7 protein-coding genes are annotated in these 6383 nt (G+C 61.1%); 2 read left to right on the plus strand and 5 right to left on the minus strand.

Annotated features, from left to right (window positions below; all coding sequences use genetic code 11):
* Positions 1-43: 43 nt before the first annotated feature.
* A complete protein-coding gene (locus tag EN935_RS17870; RefSeq protein WP_127264844.1) occupies positions 44-1192 on the minus strand; it encodes a hypothetical protein in 1149 nt (382 codons plus the stop codon).
* A 260-nt stretch (positions 1193-1452) separates the two neighbouring features.
* Entirely contained in the window at positions 1453-2358 is a 906-nt protein-coding gene (locus EN935_RS17875; RefSeq protein WP_109661076.1) for a LysR family transcriptional regulator, read from the minus strand.
* 119 nt (positions 2359-2477) lie between these two features.
* Between EN935_RS17875 and EN935_RS17880 the strand changes: the two genes are divergently transcribed.
* Together EN935_RS17880 and EN935_RS17885 are read left to right on the plus strand one after the other, a co-directional pair.
* Positions 2478-2900, plus strand: a complete 423-nt coding sequence (locus EN935_RS17880) for a DoxX family protein (RefSeq protein ID WP_109661078.1) — start codon at positions 2478-2480, stop codon at positions 2898-2900.
* A gap of 45 nt (positions 2901-2945) precedes the next feature.
* The gene (locus EN935_RS17885; protein WP_109661080.1) at positions 2946-3815 is read left to right on the plus strand and encodes an NmrA family NAD(P)-binding protein; all 870 of its coding nucleotides are present in this window, start codon (positions 2946-2948) and stop codon (positions 3813-3815) included.
* 133 nt (positions 3816-3948) lie between these two features.
* Here EN935_RS17885 and EN935_RS17890 read toward each other — a convergent pair whose 3' ends face one another.
* The 3 genes from EN935_RS17890 to EN935_RS17900 form a co-directional block, all read right to left on the minus strand.
* A complete protein-coding gene (locus tag EN935_RS17890) occupies positions 3949-4398 on the minus strand; it encodes an Rrf2 family transcriptional regulator (RefSeq protein ID WP_006202816.1) in 450 nt (149 codons plus the stop codon).
* A gap of 256 nt (positions 4399-4654) precedes the next feature.
* Entirely contained in the window at positions 4655-5641 is a 987-nt protein-coding gene (locus EN935_RS17895) for a sulfate ABC transporter substrate-binding protein (protein ID WP_109661082.1), read from the minus strand.
* A gap of 227 nt (positions 5642-5868) precedes the next feature.
* The coding region (locus tag EN935_RS17900) for a TOBE-like domain-containing protein (protein WP_206534531.1) at positions 5869-6383 on the minus strand (515 nt) is incomplete at its 5' end.

The following is a 6383-nucleotide window of genomic DNA, read 5'->3' on the forward strand; positions in this document are numbered from 1 at the left end:
GGTCGGTGAAGTCGTCGCTGCCGCGGTCCGCCAGATGCGCCGGTCATGAGCCTTCGTCCGTGCCGATGCCGGTGCTGTCCTGAGCCTCGGTCAGCCGCTGCCGACGGGACCACGTCATCATCTGCTCGGGGTAGAGCTTCAGCGCCTCCAACAGGCGGTCGCGCTTGAGAAGGATGTAGTGCGCCTGCACGGCCATGTTCTTGGTGCCATCCCTGGCCATGTCCGTTGCCTGGGTGACAGACGCCTCAGGCGTCAACGCGGGGCTGAGCACGGCACGGTATTCGATGAACGGAACCACTTCGAAGGTCGACATGGCAAACAGCGCCGTCCCGCCCCTGGCGGCGAAATTCGCCGGCGCCGAGGCGAGGTGGGTCCAGCCGCTTTCGCCCATGGCGGCTTCGGTGAAGGTCGTGCCGGCATGGATGGTGTTGGTCATCGTCACCACGCCATTCTGCTTCAGGATCTTCTGGATGCGGATGGTGACCTGATAGGCGTCGTCGCGATCAAAGGTGACCCGGCTTTTCAGGAACCGGTTCTCGACATTGATCAGCGGCGGGTTGAGGAAACGCAGGCCGAACGCCGTTTCGGAAATGTGGGTGTGGACGCTCACCTGATGCGCCTCGATACCGGCCTCGTACAAAGCGCGCTTGCCGATGATGGTCTGGGCAGTGAACTGATCGCACCAGAGGATGGCGCCGTGGCCCTGCCGCAAGGCCGACTGCAGCCCCTCTAGCCCTTCGAGTCGGATCGTCGGCGACCAGCGGCCGGTCACCAGATGTGCGGCGAGCTGCAGGCGGCGGCGATGGCGTGCCACCAGCAAACCCTCGAACAGCTTGCACGCATCGATGCCGTCGCCAAGCACCGCGCGTGTGGCGGCAGCGTAGGCGGGAAACTCCTTGCGCATATGGCGCTTCAGGCGAAACCTCGACATGCGGCTGCAGATCGGCGCCCACCAGCGCACCGGCAGGGCCGCTGCGACCATGAGATAGAAGACGCACAGCAGGCTTTCGCGGAGGTCCCTGTTGGAAAAGCGGCGAAGCCGGCCGGGGCGATCCAGTTTGCGGCTGAAAAAGCGCACATCCTCCGCCCGTTCCGGGACAAAGACGTCGGCGATGATTTCAGTGCGGAAACTGGCTGCCGATGGCGGCTTGCGGGCGGCCTTGCGGGATTTTGCGAACCACGACAGCCTCATCGGTCCAGCCTGTTCTTCGAACCCCGCTTTACTGCGTCGGCATGGACCGCGCAAGGTTGTGTCCGCGCTCAAGACTTCTGCAAATCTCGCTATGACTGGGACAGGCGCGCCGCTTGCGGCATCGGCACCCGACGCAAGGAGGACTATCAGCTCTTCGTGCCGCGCTAGCTGGCGCCGGCAACGCCGGGCCGCCGATCGCCGACCGGCAGACATAACTTCAGAATGTTGATTTCGAGGGCCGGACGAAGATATTTGTCTCGCTATTCCATATACGGCGTCAGCACATCTTCGATCCATTTCATGAATGCGCGGACTCGGCGCGATAGATTGCTCCGATGTGCAACGACGAGGGACACGGCGAGCGCCCGGCGACGAAAATCGGGTATGATCTCCACAAGCGCTCCACTCTCTAAGTATCGGCTGATGCCCAAGAGTGGCGCCTGAATCAGACCAAGGCCGGCGAGGGCGGCGGCTTCGTAGGTCTGCGCGCTGTTGACGTGTAACGCACCTGGCAACTGAAGCGTCGCGTAGCTGTCGCCGTCCGGATATTCCCATCCATAGGGTCTCGCGCCCAGCATCGTCGAAAAATGAATTGTCCTATGTTCCTGACGCTGGAGATCTTCTAGCGATCGAGGGACGCCATAGCGCGCCAGATAGGCGGGACTGGCAGCGTTGGCCATGCGCAATAGGCCGAGTGGGCGGGCAATCAGCGTCTCGTCCCGAATGGGTCCAAGCCGCAATACACAGTCGAACCCCTCTTGAACCAGATCGACTTGCCGATCCGTACTCGACACCTCCAGCTCCAACTCGGGGTGCGCCGCCATGAAATCCGGCAGGGCCGGCACGATGGTTGTGCGCGCCACTTCGGTCGGAAGGTCGACCCGCAAACGACCGCGAAGTGCTACGCGATCGCCTGCGAACATCGAGTGCAGATCATCGACTTCAGCAAGCAGATCGCGGGCACGGGCATGAAACGCGCGTCCGTCCTCCGTCAACCGCACGCTGCGCGTCGTCCGGTGCAGAAGCCTGACACCGACATCTTCTTCCAGCTTCCGGACCGCCGTTGAGGCTCTCCCCTTTTGGATGCCCAGGCTATCGGCCGCGCGGGTGAAGCTCCCCATTTCCGCTACCGTTGTGAAAATGAGGATGGGTTCGAGATTCTGCATTTTCGTGCCTCGGTATTGTTTCCCGAAAAGAGAACAGTTGGTTCATTTCCTCGGCATTTATCACACCTAGGAGGCACAGTAAGCTTCGAATATGGGATCTCCCCATCGGAGAATGACAAGTGTCCGAAACTGTGAACCTGCATCAGACACCGGAAACTATGACCTTGCATCGCGCCCTGTGGGCTGGCCGGATAATGAGCGCGTTTGTCGTTATTGCTCTGGTGGCCGACGGGACTATTCAGCTTTTCGCGCCGGCACAGGTCGCGAGCATGTTGCAGGAAACCGGGTTCGCGATGGACCTGACCCGTGTTGTGGGTCCGATCATACTCGCCTGCGCCATCCTTTACGCCATCCCGACCACCGCCGTCCTCGGCGCGATCCTGGTGACGGGGTTTCTGGGAGGTGCCATCTGCGCCCATGTCCGCATTGGTGAGTTGGGGTCGCCGCCTGAAATCATTTCCCTGCTTCTGGGCGCGATGACATGGGGCGGCCTCTACGCGCGCGATCCCCGTATCCGGGCCATTCTGCCGCTCATCCATTGAACCAACAGGGGCATTGTTCTGTCCTTCAAGATCAGGAGAAAATACATGTTTTTAGTAATGGGAATCACGGGAAAAGTTGGCGGCGCGACGGCGAAACATCTGTTGGCGCACGGCAAGGAGGTACGCGCGCTCGTCCGCAATCGCGGGAAGGCGGCTAACTGGGCGAATCAGGGCGTGGAACTGGTAGACGGCGATTGGAATGATCCGGCAGCCATCGAGCAAGCGCTCAAAGGCGTCGAAGGGGCGTTCGTCATGTTGCCGGCTGTCTGGGCGCCGTCGCCCGATTACAAAGAAGCAAAGGGCGTGATTGCAAACTATGTCGAGGCGCTCACCAAGGCAGCGCCGCCACGGGTGGTTGCGCTTTCGTCGATGGGTGCGAATAGAACCAGTGGGCTCGGGATGATCATGGCCTTGTCGCTTCTGGAGCAAGGTTTTCGCGACCTGATATCGCCAATCGCATTTGTGCGCGCAGGTGGATTCTTCGAAAACTTCCTCTACGGCTTGCAGGTCGCGCAGGGCGGAACGCTACCGGTCTACTACAATCCGACAAACCGGAAATCGACCATGGTCGCGACGAACGACATCGGCGCGGAGGTCGCAACCCTTTTGACCGGGCCAGCGTGGTCAGGGCAGCGCATCGTCGAGATTGGTTCGATGGTCACTGCGGATGAAGTCGCGGAGCAGTTGGGTGAAGTCCTGAATCTCGACGTGAAAGCCTTTGCAATCCCGCGTGCAGGGTGGGCGGAAGCGTTCGAGCAATTCGGCATCCCGAAGGGTCACTCCGGACCTGCCGAAGAAATGTTTGAGGCCGTGAATGCAGGATGGATGGACCTCGGTGTGGCGGGTACAGAGCACGTAGCGGGTACGACGTCCGCACGTCATGTATTCGAGGCTGCGTCTAATGTGAACGGGTAGGCCAAAAACTGCATGGGTTCTCCTGTGATTTCGAGCTTCGTAACCCGAGATTTGGAGAACCCCTCCTTCAATGGAAGAATCTCATGTCTGTCTGAGCGCGGTCAGCTTGCGGTCGCGAGCAGCAGCTGGTGGTTTATATCTGCGAGGTCAGCTCGACTGGAAAATCATCATTGTCGGCATCGCGCATGGCGGCAAGGCTGCGATTGTCAAGCACTTCGGCGATCGCCTGCCGCACCTCCAGCATCATGTGCCGGACCTGGCAGGTCGCCTCGTCGCAATCCTCACAGCGCTGATATTGCGTGCGGCTGGCGCAAGGGATCGGCGCCAGCGGCCCGTCAAGCACGCGCACGACATGGCCGATCTTGATTTCGGAGGCCGGCCGGGCGAGGCGATAGCCGCCTTCCTTGCCCTTGCGGCTCTGGACGAAGCCGGCATTGCGCAACTCGCCCAGGATGGCATCGAGGAATTTCTTCGGGATGTTGTTGGCCACCGCGATATCGTTGACGAAGGCCAATTGGCCGACCGGCAGGCCGGACAGATGCACGAGGGCCTTGAGGCCGTATTTGCCTTTTTTTGTCAGCATGCCCAGATCAACCCATTGAAGCCCCAACCACCCGCATCTGGCGACTGTTTGTGTGCAAATAATGACGTTTTCGCCACGCGATGATGTTTTGCGAAAACAAGCCGCCGAATGGCATGTTAGGCATAAACGCGTTGATTCTTTGTAACGTTTTGCACGGACGGTGCCGATATTCCGCTGAAGATCAGGTCGCCGGCGCACAAAACGAAAAAAGCCGGCAAGGTGCCGGCTCTCTCGTCTATCCTGGACATTGCTGCCGTCAGCGGCTGCCGTAAGTCTGGTCGAGCAGGCCGCCGGCGGCGAAATGCTCCTTCTGCACCTTGTCCCAGCCGCCAAAGACATCTTCGACCGTCAGCAGGCGGACATCGGGAAACTGGGCCTTGTATTTGGCCGCGACCGCCGCGTCGCGAACCCGGTTGCCGTTCTGGGCCAAGATGTCCTGGCCTTCCGGCGTGTAGAGGAAGTCGAGATAGGTCTTGGCCAGGTCGCGCGTACCATGCTCGTCGGCGACCTTGTCGACGATCGCGACCGGGAATTCGGCCAGCAGGCTGACCGTCGGCGTGACCTGCTCGAACTTGTCGTCGCCATACTCCTTGCGGATGCCGCGTGTTTCCGACTCGAAGGTGATCAGTACGTCACCGATCTCGCGCTGCACGAAGGTGGTGGTCGCGGCGCGGCCGCCAGTGTCGAAGATCGGCACGTTGTTGAACAGCTTGGTGATGAACTCCTTCACCTTGGCGTCGTCGCCCTTGAAGGCCTCCTTCGCGTAGGCGGTGGCTGCCAGATAGGTGTAGCGCGCATTGCCGGAGGTTTTCGGGTTAGGGAAGATTACCTGCACGTCGTCGCGCACGAGATCGTTCCAGTCCTTGATGTGCTTGGGGTTGCCCGCGCGGACAAGGAACGAAGGCAGCGAATAGAAGGGCGAGGCGTTGTCGGGAAAATCTTTCTGCCAGTCGGCCGAGACGAGCCCCTTTTTGACCAGGAAGTCGATGTCGGTGACCTGGTTGAAGGTAACGACATCGGCGCCAAGGCCTTCGGCGATGGCACGCGCCTGCGCCGAAGTGCCGGCATGCGACTGATCGACGGTGACGCCCGGATGCTGCGCGATGAAGGCCTTGTTGACCTGCACGAACAGTTCGCGGCCGACATCATAGGATGCGTTGAGCAATTTGTCGGCCGACCAGGCTTGGGAGGATGCGAGGAACAGGCCGGCGACGGCGGCAAGCCCAAGGAAAAATCGCTTCATGAAAACAGGCTCCGATGCAATGCGTTTATGATCGGACCATAGCTTTGGGGCAGGGCGCGCGACGAGGCACGCGCAGTAGCCCGGTGAGGGTCCGGCGAGAAAAAATATCGTCGAAACGGCCGACTATTAGGATTTTCTCCCAGACGGAGACTTTTCGGGGCGCTGGACGCAGCAACGACGCCGATTGCGCGCACAATTCTTCTCGAGGCGATGTGCTGGCGACGGGATCAAGCCGCCGGAAACAGCTTCCAGCGTCCGGGCCGGAACGCGACCCGGCTTTTCTGGGCCGCCGGGTGATCGACCGGCAGTTCGATTTCGACCCGCTGGCGCTCACCACCGATCTCGAGTTCGACCCGGCGCGTGCCGGCGACGCGGCGGCTGGCAGCGACCGTGCCGGCGATGCAGCCGCTGCAGCCGTCCAGCAGTTCGACATCGTGCGGGCGGAAGTAGAGCGTCGCATCGCCCGAGGGTTCGTGGGGCGCGGCAAGCCCGATCGGACGGTCAGCGAGCCAGATCTCACCATTCTCGACCTTGACGGGAAGCGAGCTCGATTCACCGATGAAGCCGTAGACGAAGGGCGAGTTCGGCGTGTCGTAGATATCGTCGGCAGTGCCGACCTGCTCGATGCGGCCCTGGCTCATCACCACGACGCGGTCGGCAAGCTCCAGCGCCTCTTCCTGGTCGTGGGTGACGAAGACGGTGGTGTGGCCGGTGGTGTCATGGATTTCGCGCAGCCAGCGGC

Origin of the sequence: Mesorhizobium sp. M7D.F.Ca.US.004.03.1.1 (assembly GCF_003998635.1) — a bacterium.
Classification (GTDB): domain Bacteria; phylum Pseudomonadota; class Alphaproteobacteria; order Rhizobiales; family Rhizobiaceae; genus Mesorhizobium; species Mesorhizobium loti.

What these genes read in the sequence shown, in the direction of transcription:
- EN935_RS17870 (WP_127264844.1), bottom strand. Translation starts at nt 1,192, where the DNA reads ATGAGGCTGTCGTGGTTCGCAAAATCCCGCAAGGCCGCCCGCAAGCCG.
- EN935_RS17875 (WP_109661076.1), bottom strand. Translation starts at nt 2,358, where the DNA reads ATGCAGAATCTCGAACCCATCCTCATTTTCACAACGGTAGCGGAAATG.
- EN935_RS17885 (WP_109661080.1), top strand. Translation starts at nt 2,946, where the DNA reads ATGTTTTTAGTAATGGGAATCACGGGAAAAGTTGGCGGCGCGACGGCG.
- EN935_RS17890 (WP_006202816.1), bottom strand. Translation starts at nt 4,398, where the DNA reads ATGCTGACAAAAAAAGGCAAATACGGCCTCAAGGCCCTCGTGCATCTG.
- EN935_RS17895 (WP_109661082.1), bottom strand. Translation starts at nt 5,641, where the DNA reads ATGAAGCGATTTTTCCTTGGGCTTGCCGCCGTCGCCGGCCTGTTCCTC.